A 22,992-nucleotide genomic window follows, 5' to 3' on the forward strand; every position below is an offset into this window, starting at 1 on the left:
GAGCCGCAGAACCCGTTACATAGGACTACGGAAGACCGCCCTCGCACACATCCTCACAGCCACCGCCGTCAACCTCATCCGCCTCGACGCCTGGTGGACCGGGCAACCACTCGCCCCCACCCGGACATCACACCTCGCAGCCCTCGACCTCGCCGCATGAGTAATTGGGCAACAGGGTCATCGAGACCTTCTACAACCGCCGCCGCCTGCGCAAGCACAAGACCTTCGGCTACCTCACCCCGGCCGAGACCAGGCAGCGGCATCAACACAGCCTCGCGGCATAACCGACGAGTGTCCAAGATCACGGGGAAGCTTCATTCCCATGCCTGGTCGGGGGCCTGCTCGAAGGCTCTGTCGATGCGTGGGCCAGCCAGGGAGAACTGGGACTTGGGGACGGCCAGGACGTAGCCGACGCCGGATGTTTCCAGCATCCGGCGGAAGCGGTTGTCCTGTCCGTAAGCGGCGTCCGCCGTGACCCAGGCGATCGGCAGCGGCGAGGCCAGCGCTCTGCGGACGATCGTCGCCGCGAGGGTGTTCTTGGTGGCGAACTCCCGTTGATCGGGGATCTTGGCCGCGCGGCAGCGGTCGCGGTCGTCGGTCCAGGACTTGGGCAGGTAGAGCTCGCGGTCCACGAGGGCGCGGCCGATTGTGCTGGTGTAGGCGGCGAAGACGCCGATCTGGCAGTTCTCGGTGCGGCCGGCGGTGCCGGAGTACTGCCTTTGGACGCCGGCGGAGGTAGTGCCCTTCTTGAGGAACCCGGTGTCGTCGATGATCAGTACCCCGTCGGGGCGGCCGAGGTGTTCGGCGACGTAGGTCTGCAGGTCATCGCGGATGTCGTCGGGGTTCCAGCGGGCTCGGGAGAGCAGGTGCTGCAGTCCGTCGGGGGTGGTATGGCCGACGTGTTCGGCAAGTTGCCAGCTGTTCTTGCGGGCTACCGGGGCGAGCAGTGCGCGGACGTAGTCCCGCATACGGCGGCGTGGTTCGACGCGGCCGAAGTGGTGCCCGATGGTGGTGAGGAGGTGGTCCAGGTCGCGGTCCCAGGTCTCGGCTGCCTGTTCGGTGATCACGACCCGAGGCTTCCCAGGGCACGGGGCGACCTTGCCGTCGTGGGCACTCCTTCGAGGGGTGTGCGGGCGGAAGTCGTCCGTGACGGCATCCTGCCCGCTACACTCCCACCGCTCCACGTTCCCCCAGGTCAAGCCACGAAGTACTGCTGGAGTACTAGAGCAGACCGAGCTCGCCGAGTTCCTTGTGGAGGTCGGCGCGCGGGTGGTCGGAGCGTACTTGGAGTTTGTCGCGCGCGGCCGGCCCTGGTCCCTGGCGAGAGTCTGTGCCTGCGCCGGCCCGCGGGCGCCGGTCCCGGAAGAGCCAGGCTCCCGCCAGGCCGCCGATGAGCCCTCCCAAGTGGGCCAGCCAGCTCACTCCCGGCGTCCCGGGGACGGCCACGGTGAGCAGGTAGGCGAAGGAGGCCGCCATGACCACACCGATCAGCGTGTCGATCAGGTGCCGGTCGAACAGCCCACGCACGACAACGTAGCCGAAGTATCCGAAGATCAGGCCGCTGGCACCGACCGTATCAGCGTCGCCTCGTTCGAAGAACCACACCGCGAGCCCGCTGGTCAGGGCGACCAGCAGGCTCAGGCCGAGAAAGCGGGCCACCCCTCGGTAGGCGGCGAGGAAACCGAAGACGAACAATGGTCCGGAGTTGCTCTCGATGTGTGCCCAGCTCCAGTGCAGCAAAGGCGCGACGAGGATGTCGGGCAACGAGCCGATGTCGCCGGACCTGACTCCGTAGTCCCTGGAAAGGGCGTAGTGGTCGGCGTAGTTGACGAGCTGCAGACCCCAGACGAGCGCGAGGCCCGCGAACATCACGAAGAACGCCTTTCGCGCCTCCGCGATGACCTGCTCCGCGCTCATAGGCAAGGCGTCGGCCTGGCCTCTGTACGACGCACCCATTGCACGCTTCCTCCCCCGGCGGATCCACATCCTCACCGCAACACAGCACACTCTACGTACTGTCGGACGATCACTTTAGGCGACGTCGGTGCTGGGCTTGCACTGCCTGGGCCTGTGCCGGCCGGGTAGCGTCGTCAGGCAGGCCGGCGGTGACGAGTACCGTTGCTCTGGTGCTTGAGCACGGAGGCGTGGCGACGGACGACTACACCAGCCGCCCGTGCACCTGCCGGAGATCCTGTCCGGAGTGGTGATCGATGGCCTGCGCTTCTTCGACCCTCGCGGTTACCACGAACTCGACCGCGAACACGGACGCTCCTGACTCGATCAACTCACGAGCGCGAGTTCAGAGAAGTCACCAGGCCGAAGCTGATCGCGCCGCTCCAGATCGTCCGGCGCATGGGCAGACCTCCGCTCTCGCCCCGTCCGCCCGCGACGGCCGGGCAGTCTGGCGGCCTGGCGGCCTGGCGGTGCGACTCGAACACACGGCGGTAGCCGTCCGGCAGGGTGCGGCGCTCCGCCGGGACGGCGGCCGCCCGCCGTCGTGGGATCAGCCTTCAGGGGCGCGGGCGCTAGGACGTGCAGAGCGCGGACGGTCGCCTCCGGCACCATCGCGTTGGCCCCCGCGATCAGTTTAGGTGTGCTCCAGCGAAGTTCCCTGCCGAATGCCGGGAATCGGGGACGACTTCCAGGCAGCCGGTGTCCGCGTCGAACGTCACGGCCTGGACGCAGGCCTGCGAGTTCGGGCACGGCCGCGGTGAGGATGGTGCCGAACCGGGCGAGGACGTTTCCGCCGGCGGCCGGGGCCATCATGCTGTGCTCGGTTTGCTCGAACACCACCTGCGGGTCCGTCATCGCACGCACGCCAGTCGAGGACCTGGTCGCGGGTCACGTCCTCAAGGACAAGGTCCTGCTCCTGGCCGATGTCGTCGGCGATCGGGACCGGCGCGGCGATCCGACGCGGCATGGGCACCACGACCGGCGCGGCCTGGACTCCATACAGCTACGCAGGCGTGGGCCTGCTCCCACTCGGCCTCGCGGGCCCACGCCCCGGCCGTCTCGTCCTGGTGAAGCTGCTGAGCGGTGGCCACCCACATCCGACCGCGAGTCCGACAAGCAGCGCAACACGGACCCTGGTGGGGAAGGCATTGAGCGCGGGTATCTCCTGGCGCGAGCTGAATGGCCTTCTTGCGGCGATGGATACTGTCTCACCCCCCGCAGAGCTCGTTCGTGCCTCACAGTCAGAGGCCGCTGAGAGCACGGCCGGCAACCCGGAGCGAGGCGTAGCTCAGCAGCACTGTGCCCCCGACCACCAAGAGCTCCCCGCTCTCCTTGCGCGGGCGTACGCGGTGGTCGCCGCTGCGCCGGAGCAGGAGATGGCATCACGGGATCCGGCCGTGGCGCTGGCACACCACCCGAACACCGTCGGCCCCGATCTGTGCGCGCTGCTGCACGAGGTAAGAGTTACCCGACCCAACAGAGCAAGGATCAAGGCCCGCTACGGCGGCGGGACCACCCGGCAGTCCCCTGCCCGGGTTCACAGCGGCCAGCCAGAAACAAGCGATCTACGCATTTCGCGCTCGGGCGGCTGGGGTGAAGAGCCAGGCTGCCTGACTAGTTCCGCAACGAACGTCCCACCCCAGGCGATGCAACTGACTGTGTAAATCTCTACGGAGACGACCCTGAGAGCAGGCGTTGTTGGGCAGCGGTCGGCTGACGGCGCCGCCGGACCAATCAACGCCCGCGCTGAGCGTGGCACCGACGGCAGCGCCCTGGTGAGCCTCTACGCCGCCCTGGGCTCGCGCGGGTCCGCTGGGGCCGGTCTGCCTGTCCGGTCAGGCAGAGGGGCGCCGCCTGGTACCGCCGCCGCTGCCGTTCAGCGGGATCAGGGTCTCCAGATGAGCGCCCTTGACCCAGGAGCCCAGCAGATCGCGGTGCAGGGCCACGATGTCCTGGCGCAGTGCCAGGCCCAGCGCGTCCTTCGTGAACGCGCGGCAAGTGGTGACGAACAGCGCGACGTCCGCGCCGTGTTCGAGGCGGGCGGTGCCGACGAACTTCTGCATGTCTGCAGAGGACACGCTCCGGTGCGGCGCGTACTTTTTGACCTGCACCACCAGCTTGCGGCCGTCGGCCAGGTAGCCGATGACATCCGCGCCCAGGTCTCCGCTCTTGCCGCTGACGACGACCTTCGTGCAGCCGTCCCGTCGGCACAGATCGGCGATGTACGTCTCGAACTCCTGCCACGACAACGCGTCGACCTCGGCCATCGACAACTCGCGCGCCCGGGCCTCCTCCTGAGCTCGCCACGCGCGGTCCTGGCCGACCGCGAGACGGTGTGATCGCAGCAGCGCCCAGCCGGCCCCGCCCACCATGGCCGCGGCGAGCACGGTCGCCAGGACGGGCCACACCATTGACCAGTGCCTGGTCACCCACACCGCGGCGGCCAGCGCCGCCACCGCACCCCAGCCCTGCAGCTGCCTGCGCGTCCGCTTCTTCAAGCGCCGGCGCCGTCGACGTGCCGCCATCACTCCCCCGCTCCCCCAAGCTGTGCCCCGCAGTGGGTGCCGACGGGCGCAGTCCGGCCCGTACGTGTGCGGGGGCTCATCGGCCGGCCCGGGTGACGCCGCTCGCGAGCTGGCCCAAGATGTTCACGACCCCCTGGCCCGCCGGGGTGGGCGCGATCAGGACGCCCAGCGCCAGGATGATGGCGGCGGTGGTCCTCTCCTCGTTCCGGCTGCGGGCCTGCGTACGTCGCCGCAGCCGGAAGAACACGATGACTGCGAGCAGCACCGCCACGTTGATGGTCAGCAACCGTCCCAACCTCCCCCGCGCGACCGGCCACCAGACTGGAAACGGCAGCACGCCGCCCCAGCCTCCCTATGTAGCTGGGCCTCAGTGATGTTGGGACCGGGTTGCCGATGAATGGCACAAAGCCATCGGACCTGGCCGGATACCACGGCTCTCCACCGATGACGAGACCGGCGGGGCCGTGCCCAGCGAGGGGCCGCGTCGCGCGAGCCGAAGGCCGGCGCCTGAGCTCTGCTCAGTCTGCGGCCCGACGGTCGTCGTCCAGGTGGCCCATGGCATGGCCGCGCGCCTGGCCGAGTACATCGACAAGGACGTCGCCGCCTGGCTGGGTCAGTCCAGCCGTGTGCCTGACCTGCTGCGTACCCGGCCGTGACCCGCATCCGGGTTCGGCGCACAAGCGGAGCCGGGAGCCGGGCGGGTGGCGCGGTCGTGTCCGCAGCTGCGGGGTGCTCGTCGACCGGCGAGGGCCGGCCGACGAGCAAGGGAGACCGCCGATGGGGCGGATACAGAAGAAGCGTGCGGAGCGTGAAGCACCGTCCAAGCCGAGTCGGCCGTCGTACGTGGGCAGATCCAGCGGAATGCCGAGGGAGAGCGCCGAGCCGCACGGTTCAACGAGCTGAAACGGGACCTACGCGACTGGACGGTCCTTCCGCCTCTGCGTGAACCACCTTCCGCCGCTGGGTTTGTGACGTCCGCGGGGCCGGAGCCGGCTTGCTCGTCGGGGTGGTGCGGGAAAGGATCGACGGGCCGTGTCGGCGGTGGTGGCCGGCGGCGGACGAGAAAGGACAAGGTGGGGTGGGATGAGCGAGCACGGCCGACGGCGGCGTCACCGTACGGTGGACCGGGTCACGTGGATCCTGGAAGCCGCCGCGCGGGAGCCGGGCGGGGTGACCGTGGCCGAGTTGGCGCGGACGGTCGGGGCGCCGGCGAGCTCGGTGCAGGACCTGGTCAACGGCCTTGCCGCGACCGGCTTTCTGCTGGAACAACACGGGCGCTTCCGGCTCGGGCCCGCCCCGCACGTCCTCAACCTCATCGCGGGCCGGGTCGTCCCCCGGATCAGTCAGGCCGAGCTCAACGAACTGAGCCGCGTCGCGGGTACCCCGGTGCTGCTCACGGTGCGGGTCGGGCTCGACGCCGTGCACCTCGCGCGCGGCGGCGAGGACGAGATCCCCCGCCTCCTGCCGCTCGCCGACGAGCACATGGCCCGGCCGCTGCTGCGCACCGCCGCCGGTCGACTGCTGCTGGCCTTCACCGACGAGCCGGAGCGCCGTGGGCTGCTCGACGAGCTCGCCCGCCACGACCCCGAGACGGTCGCGGAATTCCGCCGCGCCCTTCCGGCGATCCGCGCGTCACGGGTCAGCCGCAGCGAGGGTCTGGCAGACCCCGAGGTCAGCGCGCTCGCGATCCCCGTCACTGACGGCCCCGTCGTCACGGGTGCCCTCGTTCTGACGCACCGGCGTCGTGGCCGCTCGGAGCGGCTGAGTCTGGACCGGGCGGCGGCCCGGCTCCTCGCGCACATCCAGGAGAGGCGGACGTGACGTTCGCATCAGTTCACGGATATCCGTGAGTGCGGGCGCTCATACAGCGCCGGGAACGAGCATCCCGGCATGACTTCGAACACGCCGACCACGGCCGAGCCGACGCCTCCGCCGTCCACCGGCGAGATGCTCTCCCGGCTGCTGCACACCCTCGGAGACCCTGATCCGGCCCGCGGAGCCGAGGACATCACCGTCGCCGGAGCCGATCCCCTGGTGCCCTCGGTGCACCGCCTCGCCGACGCCATGTCCGCCGCGATCGGTGTCTTCGGGCGGCAGACGGCGGCGGTCGGCGAACAGCGCGGTCACCCCCACCAGAAGGTTCAGGTGCAGCCCGGAGCCGCGATCGACCAGCTCATGGCCACGTATCACACGACGCTCTCGGGGCGCCCGCTCGGCGCTCTCCTCGACGATCCGACGCTGCTCGGCAACAACGACTTCTACCGGGCGCGCGACGGACGGTGGATCTTCCTCATCACCACCTATCCGCATCTGCGGGACGCGGTCTGCTCCGTGCTCAGATGCGGGCTCGACAAGGTGGGGATCGCGCAGGCCGCGGCCGACTGGGACGCCTTCACACTGGAGGAGGCCATCTGCGCGCGGGGCGGCGTCGCCTGCGCGGTGCGCAGCCGGGACGAGTGGCTCGCGCACCCCGCGGGGCGGCATGTCGCACAGCGCCCGGTCGTCGAGATCGAACGCGTCGGTGACGGACCGGTCCGGCCACTGGAGCCCATCGGCGAGGCCGATGAGGCGCTCGCGGGCGTACGGGTGCTCGATCTCACCCATGTCATCGCAGGTCCCGTCGCGACGCGACTGCTCGCCCAATTCGGCGCCGACGTGCTGCACCTGACACGTCCCGACCGCCCCGACCCGATCCCGATGATCGCGATGACCGGCGGCGGCAAACGCAACGCCTACTGCGACCTGCGCGACGATCACGACCGCGCGGCCTTCCACGACGCGCTCCAGGACGCGGACGTCTTCGCGCACTCCTACCGGGGACTTGCCCGGCACGGGGCGTCGACCGAGGAACTCGTCCGGCGCCGCCCCGGACTCGTCACGCTCGAATACCACGCCTGGGGCGCCGAAGGGCCCTGGGGCGATCGCGGCGGGTTCGACCAACTCGCCTGCTCCGCAACCGGATTCGCCGTCGAGGAATGGACCGACCGGCCGTCCCTGCCGCCGACGTACCTGCTCAACGACTACCTGGCCGCCTACCTCGGGGCCGCCGCCGTGGCAACGGTCCTGCGCCGGCGGGCGACGGAGGGCGGCTCCTGGCGGATCCGTGTGACCTTGGCCGGGGTCTGCCACTGGGTGCAGGAACTCGGGTTGCTTGCACGGGAGGACGTACTCGACCTGCCCCGGCCCGGGAGCACGCCGCTCGCCGCGCTGTCCACCACCGAAACCGACTTCGGTCCGCTCACCGAACCGGCGACGCCATTCGCGTACAGCGGGCGCGCGGTCCCCCAGGCCGGCCGGCGTTCCCCGCTCGGGTCTGCCGCGCTCCAGTGGCGCTAGGCCACGTCTCCGGGAACCCGCCGCTGCCGCGATCCACGTACCTCCGTTCGCCCGCCCCACCCGAAACCCCAGGAGGCACCGCAAGATGCCCGAGAAGCCGAGCGGCCCGTCCGGCCGCGGACTCCTCGCCGGAGTCCGCGTCATCGAACTGGCCAGCGTGATCATGGCCCCGTACGCCGCGCAGCAGCTCGGCGACCTGGGCGCGGACGTGATCAAGGTCGAGCCGCCCACGGGTGACATGACGCGCCATTACCCGCCGCGGCGCCACCCCGGCATGGGCGGCCCCGCCCTCAACCTGAACCGCAACAAGCGCAGCGCCGCCATCGACCTCAAGGCCCCGCACGGCCGCGACGCCCTGCTCGCCCTGCTGCGCACCGCCGACGTCTTCATCACCAACCTGCGCCCGCAGGCCCTGGACAAGCTCCGCCTCGGCTACGACGAGGCCGCGGCCGCCAACCCCGGCCTGATCTACGCCAATGCTCAGGGCTTTCGCAGCGACAGCCGCTACGGCACCCACGCCGCCTACGACGACATCATCCAGGCGGCCAGCGGTCTGGTCTGGCTCAACCACAAGGCCTCCGGCCAACCGCACTACGTTCCCACCGTGCTGGCCGACAAGATCTGCGGCATGCAGATCGCCCAGTCGGTCCTGGCCGCGCTGCACTACCGGGAGCACGGCGGTACCGGACAGCACATCGAGGTCCCCATGGCCGACACCATGCTCACCTTCAACCTGGTCGAGCACCTGGGAGCGGCCGCCCTGGAGGCCGACGGAGCCTTCGGCTCGGCCCGCTCGCTCAGCCCGCAGCGCCGAGCCCTGCGCACCGCCGACGGCTGGATGTGCATCCTGCCGCACAGCGACCGCAACTGGCGGGACTTCACCGCCTTCGTAGGCCGCCCCGAACTGGCCACCGACCCGCGCTTTTCCACCGGCCCCGACCGGGCCCGCAACGCCGACGCGTTCTATCCGCTGCTCGCGGGGCTGACGCCGCAGCACACCAGCGCCGAGTGGCAGGTGTTCTGCGACCGGGCGGGGATCGCCGCCGCCCCCGTGCTCGACCTGGCCTCCGCCGCCATGACCGCCTACGCCCAAGAGGGCGGCCTGCTGTACGAGGCCGAACACCCCACCGAGGGCCGCTACCGGGTCATCGGCCGCCCGGTGCGCTACTCCGCCGACCCGGAGCCGGAGCTGCGGCCCTGCCCGGGCATCGGCCAGCACACCGACGAGGTGCTCCGCGAAGCCGGCTTCGACCCTTCCCTGCTGCACACCACGGGCTGACCGATTTCCGTAACGAAGCTCCGTGACGCAAAGAAATGCATCAATCACTTCACCAACCCGGGAGCGAATGAGCCATGTCGCCTTCGACGCTTTCACCGACCTCCACGCTTTCACCGATCGCATTCCCCGATGTCGCCCTGCCCGAATCGGCCCGCAGGCTCCGCGCCGAGGTCCGCGCCTTCGTCGACGAGGAGCGCGCCCGGGGCACCGTTCTCGGCCGCCCCGATTCCTGGCTGGCCGGCTGGGACCCCGGCTTCAGCCGCCGCCTCGCCGAGCGCGGCTGGGTCGGCATGGCCCTGCCCGCCGAGTACGGCGGCGCAGGCCGCGGGTTCCTGGAGCGCTATGTGGTGATCGAGGAGCTGCTCGCCGCCGGAGCCCCGGTCAGCGCGCACTGGGTCTCCGACCGGCAGGCCGGCCCGTCCATCCTCCAGCACGGCACCGAGGAGCAGCGCCGCTTCTTCCTGCCCCGGATCGCCGCAGGGCAGTGCTTCTTCTCCATCGGCATGAGCGAGAAGAACAGCGGCTCCGACCTCGCCTCGGTCGCCACGCGTGCCGAACGCACCGCCGATGGATGGCAGTTGACCGGCACCAAGATGTGGACCGGCGGCGCCCACGTCAACGACTACGCCATCGTCCTTGCCCGCACCGAAGACGCCGAGGACAAGCACGCCGGGCTCAGTCAGTTCATCGTCGACCTGCGCGCCCCCGGCGTACGCATCGAGCCGATCCGCCTGATGAGCGGCGAGCACCGTTTCAACGCCGTCCACCTCGAAGGCATCGATGTCCCCGACGGCCTGCTGCTCGGCCGGCGGGGCGGCGGCTGGAAGCAGGTCACCGGTGAACTCGCCTTCGAACGCAGCGGCCCGGAACGCTACCTGTCCACCTTCCCCCTGCTGGTCTCCCTGCTCCGCGAACTGGAGCAGCACTCGACCACGGCCGAACAGCTCACGCAGACAGGCGTCCTGACGGCCCGTCTGCACAGCGTTCGCCAACTGTCCCTCGGCGTGGCCGCGGCCCTGGACGCCGGGCACTCGCCCGACACCCAGGCCGCCCTGGTCAAAGACCTCGGCACCCGCCTGGAGGGCACGCTGGTCGACACCGTCCGCAGCATCCTGCCGACCCCGTCGGACCCGCACGCCACCCCCGGCAGCCACCCCGAACTGCTCGCCTTCGCGCTGCTGCACAGTCCCGGCTACACCCTGCGCGGCGGCACCAACGAAATCCTTCGCGGCATCATCACTCGCGGTCTGGAGCGGCACTGATGAACACCCACACGATCGACACCGGCACCCCTGTCATCTCCGCCGACAACTACGACACCGCCGCCTTCTACGCCCATGCGGACGCCATCACCACCGTCACCAACACCACCGCCCCCGACGCCGTGGCCCTCCCTTCCGAGGATGCCTCAACCGCCGAACTCCTCGCCGCCGCCCGGGAAGCAGGACGCCGCGCCGTCCCCGCCCCCCTCGCCGAGACCGCCCTGGTCGCCCGCCCGCTGCTGCGCCGCGTCGGCCTCCCGGTCCCGGCCGGCCCGCTCAGCTACGCGATCGCCCCCGAGCTGACGATCCGTTACGCCCGCCCGGCCGCCTCCGCCGTCGGCTCGGCCGGTTCCTCCGGGGTCGACGACACCCTGCTGGTCACCGGCACCCTGCGCCGTGTCCCCTGGGCACGCGCCGCCACCACGGTGGTCGTCCTGGCCACGGCCCCCTCGGGCCCCGTCCTGTTCACCCTCACCCCCGACCAGGCCCACCTCACCCCCGGAGGCAACCTCGCCGAGGAACCCCGCGACGACCTGCGCCTTGCCACCCTTGAGATCCCCGCCCCGCGGGTCCGCCGGATCTCCCCCGAACTGCTCGACGAGGCCCGGCTCCGCGCGGCCCTGGCCCGCTCCGCCCTGATCGCCGGAGCCGCCGAACGCTGCGTCGACCTGACGGTCGCCCACACCACCGCCCGCACCCAGTTCGGCCGTCCGCTCAGCGGCTTCCAGGCCGTCAAACAGGAAGAGGCGCGGCTGATCGAAGAGACCGCCCTGGTCCGCACCGCCGTCCAGGCCGCCGCCCCGCTGGATCCCGGCAGCCCGGCCGCACATGTCGCCGTCGCCGCCGCGAAGACCCAGGCCTCCGCCTCGGCCGCCGAGATCGCCCGCATCGCCCACCAACTCCACGGCGCCATCGGTATCACGCAGCTCAACCCGCTCCACCTCGCCACCACCCGCCTGTGGTCCTGGCGCGACGAGGACGGTGACGAAACCTACTGGGCACGCCGCCTGGCCCGTCCCCTCACCGCCACCACACTCTGGCCCACCCTCACCACCACACCCTGACCCCTCGTCCCCCACGCCCTGCCTCGCCGCCGACCGGCTAAGAGGCCGTTCGAGTGGGCGCCGGTACCGTGCTTGCTGAGGGCGCACCGTGGCTGCGTTGGTGTACTTCCTCCCATAGCGCGGCAGCGACAGCGACCTCGGTACCGGCGAGACCGACGGAGCAGAAGACGGTGATCTCGTCAGGGCTGGTCCGTCCCGTCGCCGCTCCGGCCAGGACGGCACCGAGGTCGATCATGCGGTGAGCGGGGAAAATGTGGGGCTCGGTGTAGCCGGCCGCTTGGGCGAGGGAGTCGGTGATGAGCACGTCGGCCCGGTCTGCCAAGGCCGCGGGCACTTCATGACGCGAGACCGTTTTCGGCCCGAGCGTCGTCACGTGCGTCCCTGGCGCGATCCAGTCAGCGTCCAGAACGGGCACCGTGCTGTTGGTGGCGGCGACCACGACATCGTGATCACGCACTGCCTCCTCCACCGCACGCACCGCCCGTACCTCGACCCCCAACTCCTCGGCAGCGCGCCGGGCAAACGCCTCCGCGCGCTCCGGCCTGCGGGCAGCCACCGTGGCCTCCGTCACTTGCCGCACTGCGCTGATGGCCCACAACTGGGTCCACGCATGTGTACCTGCGCCCACCAGCCCGAGCCGTATCGGTCCGGGCTTTGCCGCCGCGTCCACCGCTACGGCGCCGATGGCGCCGGTCCGCCGAGCGCCCAGCTCATCGCCGTGCACCACGGTCCGGAGCCGGCCGTCATCGGAGCCCCACACGGCCACCAGTTGTTCCGCTCCGACGAGGGTGTCGTAGGCACGGAAGCCGAACAGCTTCTCCTCGCGCAGATGTCCCGCTGTGAACACCAGGTGACCGCCACCGAGGTCAGCACGGACCCGCGGGGGAGCATGAAGAGCGCCTTCGCGCGCAGCCAAGAGAGCGTCCCGCACGGCGCGGACGGCGGTTGGAGCGTCCAGGCGAGTGCGTACATCGTCGTCGTTCAGCAACAGCACGGGCATCGGCGCACTTCCTTCGGACGAGGAGCAAGAGCTAGGGCAAGAGATCACTCTGCCGAATCAGCGCGTTGCGGTCATCCGTCCTGGGCCGGAGACAAGGGCTCCATCCCAGGACCTACGCCGAAGGTTGGAGAACAAGCTCAGTCGGCGCATCCGAAGGGCGCACCCCTCACGTTCGAAGACCCAGCACCCCCCGCGACCAACCCGTAGATCATCTCACCCACCGGCCAACGTGACAGTGCCTCCGCGAGGCATCCCGCTCCCCTGAACGGCGCAACTGAACCGGGAGCCGGAGGCCGAGCGGTCCTAGGCTGCGGACAGGCGGCACCGTCGGCGACCCCGGGAGTGGACATCCTCATGATCTCGATCGGCCGCAGGGCCTTCTTGCAGGGGGGAATCGGTACGGCAGGAGCCGTACTGCTCAGCGGGTGTGCCGACGGCGGACGCCCCGACCGCCCGGTGGCCGCCTCTCCCCCGGTGAGCGTCACGCCCTCCGGCCTGGTGCGCCCCGACGGCCCGCAGGTGCAGGCAGCCGAGGCCCGGCGGCACTGGAATGGGACGACCCGGTCGTACGCGCTCACCGCCGAGGTCGGCGAGGTGGACCTGGGTGGCCCGATAGTCACCTGCTGGAACTATGACGGCCGGGTCCCCGGGCGGACGCTTCAGGTCACGGCCGGCGACAAGGTGCGGGTGGATCTCACCAACAACCTGCCCGAGGACACCACCATCCACTGGCATGGCATCGCCATCCGCAACAACATGGACGGCGTCCCGGACGTCACCCAGGATCCCGTGCCCGACAACGGCGGCACGTTCCGCTACGAGTACATCGTGCCGGACCCGGGCACCTACTACTACCACCCACATGTCGGTCTGCAGTTCGACCACGGGCTGTACGGGCCGCTGATCGTGGCGGACCCGAACGAGACGATGAAATATGACCACGACTGGACCGTGGTCATGGACGACTGGCTGGACGGGGTGGACGGCCTCACCCCGGAGAAGGTCTACGCCGCGCTCAAGAGCGGCGGCATGATGTCGCCCACCTCCTCCGAACCGGGCTCGGCGGGCATCCTCCGCAAGGGCAGCAGCAAGCTGCTGGGCGGCGACCCCGGCGACGTCCGGTACCCCTACTACCTGATCAACGGGCGGGTGTCGAAGGCCCCCGACGTCTTCAACGGCAAGCCCGGCGACACCGTGCGGCTGCGGCTCATCAACGCCGGCGCCGACACCGGCTTCCTGGTCTCTCTCGGCGACCACCGGATGAAGGTGGTGCAGACCGACGGCTACCCCATCGACCCCGTCGAGGCGGACGCCCTGCTGATCGGCATGGGCGAGCGCTACGACGTCCTGGTCACCCTCAAGGACGGTGTCTTCCCGCTGGTCGCCGTCGCCGAGGGCAAGGGCGACAACGCGCTGGCCGTCGTCCGCACCGGCTCCGGCAGCACGCCGCCGTCCGACGCCCGCCCCGAGGAACTGAAGGGCAAAGTCGTCGGCGGGGCGAACGTCGCGCAGCTCACCGCCGCCAAGGACGACCGGCTCGGCTCGCACGCGATCGACCAGGACATCCCGATCGCGATGACCGGCGGCATGACGAAGTACAACTGGAGCCTGGACGACCGCGCCTACAACCCCAAGGTGCCGCTCGCGGTGACGACCTCCGGTCAGCGCGTACGGCTCACCTACACCAACACCACCAGCATGTGGCATCCCATGCACTTCCACGGCCACACCTTCGCCGTGGGCGGGCCCGACGGCCCCCGCAAGGACACCGTGATCGTGCTCCCCGGCCGATCGGTGACCGTCGAGTTCGACACCGACAATCCAGGCCAGTGGGTCACCCACTGCCACAACGCCTACCACGAGCAAGCCGGCATGATCGGCGTCCTCGCCGGGGCCTCTCGATGACCTGAATCCGCCACCGGTATTCCGGTGGTGGATTCAGGTGATTTCGGGGCGGCGTTTCAGGCGGATTTCGGATTCAACCTGTCGTCGCAACACCGCCGGACCTGCCGGACGGCGGCGCACGGCGGCGGTCGCCCTCCGGGGCGCCCGGGATCGCGTCGAGCGGTCCTCTCGCCGGTCCTTCGCCGGTGCTGTTGCCGGACCATGGCCCGGGAGCCGCCCAGCAGGAAGCGGATGAGCGGGCAGTCGCCATCGCGGCAGTCGAGCAACTGTCAGGCCATGAGCCGGGCCGTCCGCCAGGCGCGGAGCGTCAGCTCACGCCGCGGTCGAGCCCGGCGGTCGGAGCCTCCTGCGAGGAACCGGCCCACAGGGAGCGGACGTTGCCGAGGTGGCGCCGCATGCATGCCTGTGCGCCCTCGGTGTCGCCGGCCAGCATCAGGTCGAGCAGTTCGAGGTGCTCCTCGGCCGACTTCACCAGGCGGCCGTTGGCATCCAGAGCGGTCAGCCCGTACAGCCGCGAGCGCTTACGGAGGTCGCCCACCACCTGGACCAGGTGAGTGTTGCCGGCGAGGCCGAGCAGGCCGAGGTGGAAGCGGCGGTCGGCCTCCAGGTAGGCGATCAGGTCGTGTCGCCGGGCACCCTTGACTATCTCCTCGGCGAGCGGACGCAGCGCCTCCAACTGCTCGACGGCGGCCCAGTCCGTGACGCGTCCGATCGTGGGGACCTCGATCATCTCGCGGATCTCGGTGTACTCGTCGAGCTCGCGTTCGCTCACCTCGGTGATCCGGAAGCCCTTGTTGCGCACCGCCTCGACCAAGCCCTCCCTGGTCAGGTCGAGCATGGCCTCGCGCACCGGGGTGGCCGACACCCCGAGTTCGGCGGCCAGGGTGGGCGCGGAGTAGACGACGCCGGGCCGCAGCTCGCCCGCGATGAGGGCGGCACGCAGCGCGTTGGCCACCTGGTCGCGCAGGTTCTCCCGCACGGGGATGACGCTGCGGGACGACAAATGACCCATGACCGATCCTCCAGACGTACGCGGATGTCAATATACAATGTCACGTTGTTCAAAACGCGTCTGCTCGCCCCGTCCGCCGCCCCCGGGCCCGATCGCCGGTCGTCACACCATGGTCGGAGCCAAGAGTGCGGGGCCCCGGGGCGTGCGGTGGTGGCAGCACGCCGAGCCCGGACGAGCGTCCACCAACTGACGGAGCCGCCAGCCTTGTGGGCGCCGCACACCGCTCAGTAAAATGTCACACACCACAGAGGGGGGTTCCTTCATGACCGCCACCACTGCGTCCACCTCCGGCACCACTTGGAACGCCGAGCGCCCATGGCGCGGCATCATGGTCGCCACCGCGCTGCCCCTGCGCGACAACCTCGCCGTCGACTACGACGCCTACGCCGAGCACGTCCGCTGGCTCCTCGACAACGGCTGCGACGGGGTGGTCCCCAACGGCTCCCTCGGTGAGTACCAGACCCTCACCGACGACGAGCGTGCCCGTGTGGTCCGCACCGCCGTCGAGGCCGCGGGGGACGGCGCGCGCGTGATGCCGGGCGTCGCCGCCTACGGCAGTGCGCAGTCACGCTGCTTGGCCGAGCAGGCCGCCGAGCAGGGCTGCGGGAGCGTCCTGCTGCTCCCGCCGAACGCCTACCGTGCCGACGAGCGGGCCGTGCGCGCCCACTTCGCGGACGTCGCGCGGGCCGGGCTGCCCGTCGTGGGCTACAACAATCCCATCGACACCAAGGTCGATCTCACCCCCGCACTTCTCTCCCAACTCCACGGCGAGGGCAGCATCGTGGCTGTGAAGGAATTCAGCGGCGATGTGCGCAGGGCCTATGAGATCGCCGAAGTCGCGCCAGAGCTCGACTTGCTGGCCGGCGCGGACGACGTACTGCTCGAACTCGCCCTGGCGGGCGCGGTCGGCTGGATCGCCGGCTACCCGAACGCCTTCCCCGCCACCTGTGCCGAGCTGTACCGCGCCGCCGTCAGCCGCCTCGACGCCGCGCTCCCGCTGTACAAGACCCTGCACTCGCTGCTGCGCTGGGACTCCAAGACCGAGTTCGTGCAGGCCATCAAGCTGTCCATGGACCTCGTCGGCCGCCGCGGCGGCCCCACTCGCCCGCCACGCATGCCACTGCCCGCCGCGACGGAGAACTCGGTCCGCACGGCGACCGAGAAGGCCGTTGCCCGCGGCCTTTGCTGACCCGTAACGGCTTCAGAGGAAGGGACGTTCCTTGCGTACCCGTCACGTCTTTCACGCCGTCGACTCGCACACCGAAGGCATGCCCACCCGCGTGATCACCGGTGGTGTCGGGGTGATCCCCGGAGCCACGATGGCGGAGCGAAGGGCGCACTTCATCGAGCACATGGACCACCTGCGCACGCTCCTGATGTACGAGCCCCGCGGTCACGCCTCCATGAGCGGCGCGATCCTCCAACCGCCGACGCGCCCCGACGCAGACTACGGAGTGCTGTTCATCGAGGTCTCCGGGGTGCTGCCGATGTGCGGACACGGCACCATCAGCGTGGCCACCGTCCTCGTCGAGACCGGCATGGTCCCCGTCGCCGGGACCACGACTGTCCGCCTCGACACCCCGGCGGGACTCGTCACCGTAGACGTCCACGTCCAGGACGGTGCGGCGAAGTCGGCCACGCTTACCAACGTCCCCGCCTACTGCGTCGGCCTGGACCGCAGGGCGGACGTGCCGGGGTACGGGACGGTGACGTACGACCTCGCCTTCGGCGGGAACTTCTACGCCTTCGTCGAACTGGACGCGCTGGGGCTGCCGTTCGACCGCTCACGAAAGGACGACCTGCTCGCGGCGGGGCTGGCCGTCATGGACGCGATCGACGCATCACCGGACCGCCCCGTTCACCCGGAACAGCCCGAGATCGCCGGGGTCAAGCATGTCTACCTCGCCGCCCCCGGCTCCGACGCACACCGCTCCCGCCACGCCATGGCCATCAAACCGGGCTGGTTCGACCGCTCACCGTGCGGCACCGGCACGTCGGCACGCATGGCCCAGCTGCACGCCCGCGGCGCGCTGCCGCTGCACCGCGACTTCGTCAATGAGTCCTTCATCGGTACCGAGTTCACCGGCCGTCTCGTCGCGGAGACCGAAGTCGGCGGGATGCCCGCCGTCGTTCCCCGCATCACCGGGCGTGCCTGGATCACGGGCACCGCCCAGTACTTCCTCGACCCGGATGATCCCTTCCCCGGAGGCTTCCTCCTGTGACCACTGCCCTGGCCTCGGTCGTCTCGCGCAACCCGGCCGATCCTTCCGACGTCCTGGTCAGCGTCCCCGCTGCGGGGGCCTTCACCGCAGTCCGCGCCGTGGAACAGGCTCGTGCCGCCCATCCCGGCTGGTTCGCGGCCGGCGCGGCCGCCCGATCGGCGGCGCTGGGTACGGTCGCCGCTGCCGTGGAGGCCGCCGCGGACGAACTGGCAGCCCTCGCCGTACGCGAGGTGGGAAAGCCGCTCACCGAAGCACGTGCCGAAGTGGCCCGCACCACCGCGATCTGGAGGTACTACGCCCAGGCCTCCTTCGAGCCCAACGGTGCCGTCCACGAACAGGCCGCCGGCGGGGGGCTGCTGTTGACCCGCCGTCGCCCGCACGGTGTCGCGGGGCTGATCACGCCGTGGAACTTCCCTTTCGCCATCCCCACTTGGAAGGTCGCCCCGGCGCTCGCGACCGGCAACACCGTCGTCCTGAAGCCCGCGCCCGAGGCGACCGCCTGCGCCCAGCGCCTGGCCGAGATCGTCCACCGATCCGTACCTTCCGAGGTGTTCACCGTGCTGCCCGGTGGGCCGACCGAGGGGGCCGCCGTCGTTTCGGCTGCCGACGTGGTCTCCTTCACCGGCTCCACGGGGGTCGGCCGGAAGGTCGTCCGCACCGCCACCGCGCGAGGCATCCCGGTCCAGGCCGAGATGGGCGGGCTGAACGCGGCGATCGTCCTGCCCGACGCGGACATCGCCCGAGCCGCTGCGCACATCGCCGACGCGATCGCCGGGTACGCGGGGCAGAAGTGCACCGCCACCAGCCGTGTCGTCGCCGTCGGTGCCGCCCTCGACCCGCTGCGCGATGCCCTCACCGAGGCGCTGCGGGCGCGGCCGGCGGGGGACCCCGCCGATCCGGCGACGGTGTGCGGACCGGTCATCAGCCGGCAGGCCCGCGATCGCGTGCTCCAGGCGAGACAAGGCCTGCCCGAGCTCGTGGGCGCCGCCGTCTCCGCGGGAACGAACGGCTGGTACGCGGCCCCGGCGCTCGTCGAGAAGGTGTCACCGGACCACCGGCTGCTGAACGAGGAGGTCTTCGGGCCGCTGGCAGCACTGCTGCCCGCCGAGGACCTGGGCCACGCGGTACGGATCACGAACTCCGTCTCGTACGGCCTGGTCACCTCTGTGCACACCGCCTCGCTCGATGCGGTGCTGCACGGGCTCGACCACCTCGACACCGGCATGATCCGCGTCAACGCCCCCTCCACGGGCGTGGACTTCCATCTGCCCTTCGGTGGAGTGAAGGCCTCCAGCCGCGGTCCGCGCGAACAAGGACATGAGGCCCTGGCGTTCTACACCAGTGGCCGCACCTACTCCCTGTCCCCCGCGCGTCCATAGGCCCACATGCGGATCGTTCGAGAGGATCGGGTCATGGCACATCCTCTCAGCTTGGCGTTCGACCAGCCGGTTCACTCGACCCGCTGATCTGGACGTCCTGTCCCACTTTCGTGTCGAGTTCTACGACTGCCTGTACAGCTGCGCGGGCGCGCTCTTCGAGCTCACCGACGCGGTGCCATGCGCGGACGGGCCGGTGCAAACCCTGGCCGAGCTCTCCTTGACGGTCGGGCATCGGCGCGGGCACGGTGCACTGCACGCAGCCCTGGACCGCGGCCGGCCGGAGCCGACACGGTTGCGCCGCACGCTCGCGGGCCCGCCGCCGCCCAAGACGGCCGACGAGCGGAGCGTGCTCGCCGTGGGACGTGTCGCACTGGCCACGACCGGACCCTCCCACCAGTGGTGACCGGCTCTTCTGCCATGTCTACGGACGCGTCGAGCGCAGCTCGGACCAACTGGTGCCCGGCCGGCCCTACTCCTTCGTCGCGGCCCTGGAGTCCGGCCGCACCTCCTGGGCGCTCTCCTGGACGCCCTCCGCCTGGGCCCGGCCGACGACGCGACCACCGCCACCGCCGCCCGACTTGGCGATGTCGTCGAGCGGCCGACGCGCGCGGGCCGCTGGAGACCGGGTGATCCGGACATCCTGATCAAGATGGACTCCGGCTGCGACGTCGCCTACCTGACCCACGCTCTCGCGGCCTGCCCGTCGTGCCGGCACGACGGCGTCCTCACGTTCAACGAGCCCGAAGCCGGCACGAGCCGGAGGCCATCACCAGCACGGACACCACCCGCTACGGCAGGCCGCGACGGCCTGGGACCGGATGCAGCTCACCCATCGTGGCCCCTGGCTGAACCACGCCGGACAAGAACTCTCCGTCCTGCACCGCACATTGATCCGGCCGAAGGCCGAGCACCCGCCCGGCGACCGCGACCCGAAACCGGTCTGTCCGTGGTGCTCGGCCATCGCCGCCGCACCGGCGGACGTGGACGGGCATCCCGACGCATGCGGACTCGCGACGGATCCTGACTCAGGCCGTGTCGTTCGGGATGTGGTCCGGGCCGCCGGCCAGTTCGCCGAGCCGGATGGGCTGGGCGATCGGACGGTGGTGCGGGACGGCCGCCGGCAGCCCCTCGACCGGCCGGCCGAGGGGCTCGCCGCGCAGCCGCGCGCTGAGCTCGGCGACCGTGGGGCCGCACATGCGGGCCTGGCACGGGCCGAGACCGGCTCGTGTCTCCAGCTTGGCGACTCTCGCGGCGGCACTCGCCACATTGGTGACAGCCCGGCAGATCGACGCGTAGTCGGTCTCCTCGCAGCGGCAGACGACCGTCTCCGGCCGCAGCCACCCGTGCCAGGCCGCACCGATGGGGTGCGCCCGAACCAGCCGCTCGGCGAAGGCCCTGCCCTGGTCCCGGCTGCGGCGTAGGTGGCGCAGGGCGGGGGCCGCCGGATCGCCGCCGCCGGCCACCCACCCGGCGAGCGCGCCCTCCGCCCGTGCGGCCGGGGCGCCCGCGATGCCGGTGATCTCGCCGGAGGCGTACACCCCGGGACAGCTGGTGCGCTGGTCGTCGTCGACGTCGACGAACTCGCCGGCCGATGAGCCGCGCAGCGCGCAACCGGCGGCCACTGGAAGCTCCAGCTGTGGACTGAAGCCGTGGGTGACGCACACCGCGTCAACCGCGATGGTGCGCTCACTACCCGGCACCACCGACCAGTCACCGCGCAGCCGTGCGGTGACGACCTCCTCCACCCGGCCGTCGCCGCGCGCCTCGATCACGGCGCGACCCGTCCGGCAGGGCACCCGATGCCGTATCAGTGCCGCTGTGTACTCCGCGAGCTCGCCGGCTTTCCCGGCCTGCGCGGCCAGCTCCCAGGGGCGCTGTGACCAGCCTCGCGCCACGGTGGCCGTCACGTTGGCCTCGAGCACTGCCGACACTCGGGAGCCGGCTTCCAGCAGCGACGCGGCCACCGGGAGCAGGAACGGTCCGGTGCCGGCGACCACCACCCGGTCACCGACCACCACCCGCTCGCCCTTGGCCAGCGCCTGTGCCGCGCCGGCGGTGAACACGCCGGGCAGTTCCCAGCCGGGGAACGGGAGCATCCGGTCGTGGGCGCCGACGGCGAGCACCAACGCGTCGGGGTCGAGTCTGAGGCGACGCCGGTCAGCGCCGTCGGCCGGGCCGCATAGGACATGGACCCTCGGTGGTCCGGGCTCGTGCGGGGCCAGGCGCTCCAGCGCCCACACCGTGGTGTCCGGCCACCAGGTGCAGCGTGGGTGCGCCAGCACCCGCCGACGGCGCCGGTCGAAGGCTCGCCAGCCATGCTGGAGCCGCTCCGGGCGGACGGCGGCGTAGGCGTCCGGCAACATGCGGTGGTATTGGCCGCCGGGCTGTTCCGCCGAGTCGATCAGTGTCACCTCGGCGCCGGCCGTCAGCGCGGTCTCCGCCGCGGCGAGGCCTGCGGGGCCCGCGCCGACGACGGTGACGTGAGGGGGCGTCATCCGTCCTCCGTTCCGGACTCTTGCACGGTCCCCGGCGTGCTGGGCTTCCGGGACTGAAGAGTCACCACGTCGCCGTCACGTGCCCGGCGGCGACAGGCGCGGACGTCACGCTCGGCGCCCACGGTCACCAGACAGTTGAAGCAGACGCCGATTCCGCAGAACACCCCCCGGGCGGCGCCGGAGACTCCGCGGCACCAGCCGAGACGGCCGGCCGCGAGCATCACTCCCGCGATGCTCTGGCCGTCGATGCCCTCAACGGCCTCGCCGTCGACGGTGATCAGCAGCGGCCTGTCCCGCCGCCCGACTGCGTCGGCCTGGGCGCTGACACGTCTCGGGCTCATGCCGTCTCCTCACGCGCGGGATGTGCTGTCGCGCCCAGTACGGCCGGGCGGTCCACCCGGAACGCGGTCACGTCGATCTCCGTCGGCAGATCCAGCAGCAAGTTCCGCAACAGCCGAGCAGTGCCTACCGACAAGCCGATCCCAGCGCCCTCGTGACCCCCGGCGTGCCAAAGGCCGGTGAGTCGCGGGTCGGCGCCGATGATCGGCAGGTGGTCGGGTACATAGGGCCGGAATCCTCCGTACGCGCGCATCACCGGGACACCGGCCAGACCGGGAAACAGCCGTAATGCCTTGGCGGCGATGCCGGACAGAACCTCGGGGCGGAGGCTGTCGTCGAAGCCGACCCGCCGGCGCGAGGAGCCGACGAGGACGCTGCCGCCCCGGGTGGACTCCACCACCGCCGACGTCTGCAACTCCTCGGCGCTGCTGCCGACCGCGCCCACGTAGTCGGCGTCATAGACCTTGTGGAAGACCGTCGGCGGCAGCGGCGTGGTCACCAGCACATCGCCGCGGCGGGGACGGACGTCCACCGGTGCACCGAGGCGGGCGGCCAGCTCGCCGGCCCACGGCCCGGCGGCGTTGACGAACATGTCGGCCTCGATGAGGCCGGCCGGGGTACGCACCCCGGTGAGACGCCCTGCGCGCATGACCCCACCGAGCACCTCGCATCCCGTCCGCAGTTCCGCGCCGCCCTGCAACGCGTCCGTGAGCAGGGCTGCGGCCGCCGCGGCGGGCTGCACCTGGGCATCGTCGGGGTAGTGCAGTGCCCCGGTGTGGTCGCGGGTGACCAACGGCTCGGCCGCGGCGAGCGCGTCGGCGTCGAGAACCTCCGCGCGCACACCCGCGGCGCGCTGCGCGTCGGCGAACCGGGACAGCTCAACGGCCCCGGCATCCGTGGTCGCGACGACGATGCCCCCTTTGGGCTCCCACTCCACTGCGCGCACCGCGTGGGCGGACCTCTCGGCGATGTCGGCGAGCACCTGCGGCCACAGCCTCCGGGACAGCTGGGCGAGCTCCAGCTCCGGTCCGGGCGCCTTGTCGGAGACCAGCACGTTGCCCTCGCCGTGCGCGGTGGTCGCCTGGGCAGCACCACCACGGTCGACGACGGTGACCTGGAGGCCGGCCAGGACCAGCTCACGGGCACAGGCGGCGCCCACGATCCCGGCGCCCAGCACCGCTACCCGCGTTCTCTTCATGGAACCCCCGCTGTTCGCTATAT

The 22,992-nt window shown here is 71.0% G+C and carries 19 protein-coding genes and 1 pseudogene; 11 read left to right on the top strand and 9 right to left on the bottom strand.

What is annotated here, in order from left to right; all coding sequences use genetic code 11:
• Window positions 1–317: 317 nt before the first annotated feature.
• The 4 genes and pseudogenes from VT52_RS12480 to VT52_RS12495 form a co-directional block, all read right to left on the bottom strand.
• Window positions 318–1,064 (bottom strand): annotated as a pseudogene (locus tag VT52_RS12480) (IS701 family transposase); the annotation flags it as partial.
• A 157-nt stretch (window positions 1,065–1,221) separates the two neighbouring features.
• A complete protein-coding gene (locus tag VT52_RS12485; protein WP_053055539.1) occupies window positions 1,222–1,917 on the bottom strand; it encodes a rhomboid family intramembrane serine protease in 696 nt (231 codons plus the stop codon).
• 1,871 nt (window positions 1,918–3,788) lie between these two features.
• Window positions 3,789–4,478, bottom strand: coding sequence for a restriction endonuclease (locus tag VT52_RS12490; protein WP_046422421.1), 690 nt, complete (start codon window positions 4,476–4,478; stop codon window positions 3,789–3,791).
• A gap of 76 nt (window positions 4,479–4,554) precedes the next feature.
• Window positions 4,555–4,764 (bottom strand): hypothetical protein, encoded by a 210-nt coding sequence (locus VT52_RS12495; protein ID WP_046422420.1) that lies wholly within the window; start codon window positions 4,762–4,764, stop codon window positions 4,555–4,557.
• A 797-nt stretch (window positions 4,765–5,561) separates the two neighbouring features.
• On the opposite strand from VT52_RS12495, the gene VT52_RS12500 reads away from it, so the two are divergent.
• The 5 genes from VT52_RS12500 to VT52_RS12520 all read left to right on the top strand — a co-directional run bounded on the left by VT52_RS12500 (window position 5,562) and on the right by VT52_RS12520 (window position 11,419).
• Window positions 5,562–6,299, top strand: a complete 738-nt coding sequence (locus VT52_RS12500; protein ID WP_046422419.1) for a helix-turn-helix domain-containing protein — start codon at window positions 5,562–5,564, stop codon at window positions 6,297–6,299.
• 69 nt (window positions 6,300–6,368) lie between these two features.
• Window positions 6,369–7,814, top strand: coding sequence for a CoA transferase (locus VT52_RS12505; RefSeq protein ID WP_053055537.1), 1,446 nt, complete (start codon window positions 6,369–6,371; stop codon window positions 7,812–7,814).
• Between the two features lie 85 nt (window positions 7,815–7,899).
• Window positions 7,900–9,093 carry a CaiB/BaiF CoA transferase family protein gene (locus tag VT52_RS12510; protein WP_046422417.1) on the top strand — a complete coding sequence of 398 codons (1,194 nt, stop codon included), beginning with the start codon at window positions 7,900–7,902 and terminating at the stop codon, window positions 9,091–9,093.
• Window positions 9,094–9,167: 74 nt separating this feature from the next.
• Window positions 9,168–10,355: an acyl-CoA dehydrogenase family protein gene (locus VT52_RS12515; RefSeq protein ID WP_046422416.1), complete on the top strand. Its 1,188-nt coding sequence runs from the start codon at window positions 9,168–9,170 to the stop codon at window positions 10,353–10,355.
• Window positions 10,355–11,419: an acyl-CoA dehydrogenase family protein gene (locus tag VT52_RS12520; RefSeq protein ID WP_053055536.1), complete on the top strand. Its 1,065-nt coding sequence runs from the start codon at window positions 10,355–10,357 to the stop codon at window positions 11,417–11,419. The genes VT52_RS12515 and VT52_RS12520 overlap by 1 nt, the downstream gene beginning before the upstream one ends.
• Before the next feature lie 37 nt (window positions 11,420–11,456).
• Here the strand turns inward: VT52_RS12520 and VT52_RS12525 are convergent, their stop codons facing one another.
• Window positions 11,457–12,419: an ornithine cyclodeaminase family protein gene (locus VT52_RS12525; protein ID WP_079175006.1), complete on the bottom strand. Its 963-nt coding sequence runs from the start codon at window positions 12,417–12,419 to the stop codon at window positions 11,457–11,459.
• 354 nt (window positions 12,420–12,773) lie between these two features.
• On the opposite strand from VT52_RS12525, the gene VT52_RS12530 reads away from it, so the two are divergent.
• On the top strand, window positions 12,774–14,324 hold the full coding sequence (locus VT52_RS12530) for a multicopper oxidase family protein (RefSeq protein WP_046422428.1): 1,551 nt from the start codon (window positions 12,774–12,776) through the stop codon (window positions 14,322–14,324).
• Window positions 14,325–14,631: 307 nt separating this feature from the next.
• Here the strand turns inward: VT52_RS12530 and VT52_RS12535 are convergent, their stop codons facing one another.
• Window positions 14,632–15,336 (bottom strand): GntR family transcriptional regulator, encoded by a 705-nt coding sequence (locus tag VT52_RS12535; protein WP_046422415.1) that lies wholly within the window; start codon window positions 15,334–15,336, stop codon window positions 14,632–14,634.
• Between the two features lie 262 nt (window positions 15,337–15,598).
• Here VT52_RS12535 and VT52_RS12540 point away from each other — a divergent pair, with 262 nt between their 5' ends.
• The 5 genes from VT52_RS12540 to VT52_RS39550 are packed head-to-tail and all read left to right on the top strand — an operon-like array spanning window position 15,599 to window position 19,581.
• Window positions 15,599–16,525 carry a dihydrodipicolinate synthase family protein gene (locus VT52_RS12540; RefSeq protein WP_046422414.1) on the top strand — a complete coding sequence of 309 codons (927 nt, stop codon included), beginning with the start codon at window positions 15,599–15,601 and terminating at the stop codon, window positions 16,523–16,525.
• 31 nt (window positions 16,526–16,556) lie between these two features.
• Window positions 16,557–17,558 carry a proline racemase family protein gene (locus VT52_RS12545; RefSeq protein ID WP_046422413.1) on the top strand — a complete coding sequence of 334 codons (1,002 nt, stop codon included), beginning with the start codon at window positions 16,557–16,559 and terminating at the stop codon, window positions 17,556–17,558.
• Window positions 17,555–18,937 (top strand): aldehyde dehydrogenase family protein, encoded by a 1,383-nt coding sequence (locus tag VT52_RS12550; RefSeq protein ID WP_046422412.1) that lies wholly within the window; start codon window positions 17,555–17,557, stop codon window positions 18,935–18,937. Before VT52_RS12545 ends, VT52_RS12550 begins: the two co-directional genes overlap by 4 nt.
• Entirely contained in the window at window positions 18,876–19,340 is a 465-nt protein-coding gene (locus tag VT52_RS35565) for a transposase (protein WP_240509731.1), read from the top strand. The genes VT52_RS12550 and VT52_RS35565 overlap by 62 nt, the downstream gene beginning before the upstream one ends.
• Window positions 19,300–19,581, top strand: a complete 282-nt coding sequence (locus VT52_RS39550; protein ID WP_338059188.1) for a transposase — start codon at window positions 19,300–19,302, stop codon at window positions 19,579–19,581. Before VT52_RS35565 ends, VT52_RS39550 begins: the two co-directional genes overlap by 41 nt.
• 381 nt (window positions 19,582–19,962) lie before the next feature.
• On the opposite strand, the gene VT52_RS12560 is transcribed toward VT52_RS39550, so the two are convergent.
• The 3 genes from VT52_RS12560 to VT52_RS12570 are packed head-to-tail and all read right to left on the bottom strand — an operon-like array spanning window position 19,963 to window position 22,969.
• Window positions 19,963–21,432 (bottom strand): FAD-dependent oxidoreductase, encoded by a 1,470-nt coding sequence (locus VT52_RS12560; RefSeq protein WP_046422409.1) that lies wholly within the window; start codon window positions 21,430–21,432, stop codon window positions 19,963–19,965.
• Complete coding sequence (locus VT52_RS12565; protein ID WP_046422407.1) at window positions 21,429–21,773, bottom strand: (2Fe-2S)-binding protein; 345 nt, start codon at window positions 21,771–21,773, stop codon at window positions 21,429–21,431. The genes VT52_RS12560 and VT52_RS12565 overlap by 4 nt, the downstream gene beginning before the upstream one ends.
• Window positions 21,770–22,969 carry an NAD(P)/FAD-dependent oxidoreductase gene (locus VT52_RS12570; RefSeq protein WP_046422405.1) on the bottom strand — a complete coding sequence of 400 codons (1,200 nt, stop codon included), beginning with the start codon at window positions 22,967–22,969 and terminating at the stop codon, window positions 21,770–21,772. Before VT52_RS12570 ends, VT52_RS12565 begins: the two co-directional genes overlap by 4 nt.
• Window positions 22,970–22,992: the final 23 nt, after the last annotated feature.

Source organism: Streptomyces malaysiense (genome assembly GCF_000980885.2).
GTDB classification, from domain to species: domain Bacteria; phylum Actinomycetota; class Actinomycetes; order Streptomycetales; family Streptomycetaceae; genus Streptomyces; species Streptomyces malaysiense.

Excerpts from the sequence above, each read along its gene's own strand:
- VT52_RS35565 (WP_240509731.1), top strand. The coding sequence starts at position 18,876 with ATGAGGCCCTGGCGTTCTACACCAGTGGCCGCACCTACTCCCTGTCCC.
- VT52_RS12540 (WP_046422414.1), top strand. The coding sequence starts at position 15,599 with ATGACCGCCACCACTGCGTCCACCTCCGGCACCACTTGGAACGCCGAG.
- VT52_RS12560 (WP_046422409.1), bottom strand. The coding sequence starts at position 21,432 with ATGACGCCCCCTCACGTCACCGTCGTCGGCGCGGGCCCCGCAGGCCTC.
- VT52_RS12565 (WP_046422407.1), bottom strand. The coding sequence starts at position 21,773 with ATGAGCCCGAGACGTGTCAGCGCCCAGGCCGACGCAGTCGGGCGGCGG.
- VT52_RS12505 (WP_053055537.1), top strand. The coding sequence starts at position 6,369 with ATGACTTCGAACACGCCGACCACGGCCGAGCCGACGCCTCCGCCGTCC.
- VT52_RS12490 (WP_046422421.1), bottom strand. The coding sequence starts at position 4,478 with ATGGCGGCACGTCGACGGCGCCGGCGCTTGAAGAAGCGGACGCGCAGG.
- VT52_RS12510 (WP_046422417.1), top strand. The coding sequence starts at position 7,900 with ATGCCCGAGAAGCCGAGCGGCCCGTCCGGCCGCGGACTCCTCGCCGGA.
- VT52_RS12525 (WP_079175006.1), bottom strand. The coding sequence starts at position 12,419 with ATGCCCGTGCTGTTGCTGAACGACGACGATGTACGCACTCGCCTGGAC.
- VT52_RS12570 (WP_046422405.1), bottom strand. The coding sequence starts at position 22,969 with ATGAAGAGAACGCGGGTAGCGGTGCTGGGCGCCGGGATCGTGGGCGCC.
- VT52_RS12530 (WP_046422428.1), top strand. The coding sequence starts at position 12,774 with ATGATCTCGATCGGCCGCAGGGCCTTCTTGCAGGGGGGAATCGGTACG.
- VT52_RS12520 (WP_053055536.1), top strand. The coding sequence starts at position 10,355 with ATGAACACCCACACGATCGACACCGGCACCCCTGTCATCTCCGCCGAC.
- VT52_RS12515 (WP_046422416.1), top strand. The coding sequence starts at position 9,168 with ATGTCGCCTTCGACGCTTTCACCGACCTCCACGCTTTCACCGATCGCA.
- VT52_RS12535 (WP_046422415.1), bottom strand. The coding sequence starts at position 15,336 with ATGGGTCATTTGTCGTCCCGCAGCGTCATCCCCGTGCGGGAGAACCTG.
- VT52_RS12485 (WP_053055539.1), bottom strand. The coding sequence starts at position 1,917 with ATGAGCGCGGAGCAGGTCATCGCGGAGGCGCGAAAGGCGTTCTTCGTG.
- VT52_RS12500 (WP_046422419.1), top strand. The coding sequence starts at position 5,562 with ATGAGCGAGCACGGCCGACGGCGGCGTCACCGTACGGTGGACCGGGTC.